The 1,298-nt window shown below is 53.5% G+C and carries 1 protein-coding gene; it reads left to right on the top strand.

Going from position 1 to position 1,298, the window contains the following annotated elements:
* The first annotated feature begins 86 nt into the window (after positions 1-86).
* Entirely contained in the window at positions 87-1,238 is a 1,152-nt protein-coding gene (locus B347_RS0123650) for an integrase core domain-containing protein (protein WP_026014385.1), read from the top strand.
* The last annotated feature ends 60 nt before the right edge of the window (positions 1,239-1,298 follow it).

The raw sequence follows: 1,298 nt of genomic DNA, 5'->3' as shown, positions 1-1,298 counted from the left end.
GGGTGGGTAGAAACCGGGTACGTCCTTTACGTTTTAGACCGGGGACATTGTTTACAGGTATTAATCATGGTCAGGAGGTACTGACCATGCCCTGGAAACAAGAGTCAGTAATGGACAAGCGAGTTAAATTGATTAGTGACTGGCTTAGCGGCAGCTATAGCAAAAGCCAATTGAGCCGCCGCCACAGCATCAGTCGCCCCACGGTGGATAAATGGATTGCCCGATACGATGCCAAGGGGCCAGACGGCCTTAAAGATCTGTCCAGCAAGCCTCATCACTGTCCGCATCAGACCAGCGACGAAATCATCAGCAGGCTGCTCGAAAAGAAAAACGAGCATCTGGATCGTGGCCCCAAACAATTAATCCATCGCTTGCGCAATGCAGAGCCTGAGATTGCCTGGCCTGCCGCCAGCACCGCTGGAGCATGGCTAAAGAAAGCCGGATTGGTATCTACGCGCAAACGTGCTCATCCCCGTCCTCACGGCGCGGCCAAATTGCGCGAAGCCAATGAACCCAACCAGACCTGGTGCGCCGACTTCAAAGGTCAGTTCAGAACCAAGGATGATCGTTGGTGCTATCCCTTGACCATTACAGATCATGCCAGCCGCTACCTGCTGCTGTGTAAAGCGCTTCCAGGCACACATGGGGAGCCCACACGCCAAGGCTTTGAGTGGGCGTTCAGAGAATATGGGATGCCTGACGTGATACGAACCGACAATGGCTCACCGTTCGCATCAACCGGCTTGGCACGACTATCAAGTCTGTCGGTGTGGTTTATCCGCCTCGGTATTTATCCCGAGACAATCAAGCCGGGGCGCCCAGATCAGAACGGTCGACACGAACGGATGCACCGGACCTTAAAGGCCGCGGTGCTCAAACCTGCGGCCGATAATCTGATGCGCCAGCAATTAGTTTTTGAAGACTTTGTGCACGATTTCAACCACTACAGGCCCCATACGGCGCTGGGAATGAAAGTGCCATCCGACCTGTACAGCCCCTCTCCAAGAATTTATCCCGGCTATGTGCCGGCAGCGGAGTACGACAGCGATGTCGATATCCGACGAGTGCGCAGCAACGGAGAAATCAAATGGAAGGGCTCCCATATTTTCTTGGGTGAGGCCCTGATAGGCGAGCAAGTAGCGCTCAAAGAAGTGGATGATGATACGTGGGATCTGTACCTTTGCACGTACCCTTTAGGCAGACTTGAACGCGGTGCCAAACGCGTATCAAGCCTGTAAATGTGTAAACAAGGTACCCGGTCAGATGTGTAAAGGATGTACCGGTTTCTACAGTGAGGG

This window comes from Pseudomonas psychrophila HA-4 (assembly GCF_000282975.1).
In the GTDB taxonomy this organism is placed as follows: Bacteria; Pseudomonadota; Gammaproteobacteria; order Pseudomonadales; family Pseudomonadaceae; genus Aquipseudomonas; species Aquipseudomonas psychrophila_A.
This window is presented reverse-complemented; position numbering and strand designations above follow the sequence as displayed.

What these genes read in the sequence shown, in the direction of transcription:
- B347_RS0123650 (WP_026014385.1), top strand. Translation starts at nt 87, where the DNA reads ATGCCCTGGAAACAAGAGTCAGTAATGGACAAGCGAGTTAAATTGATT.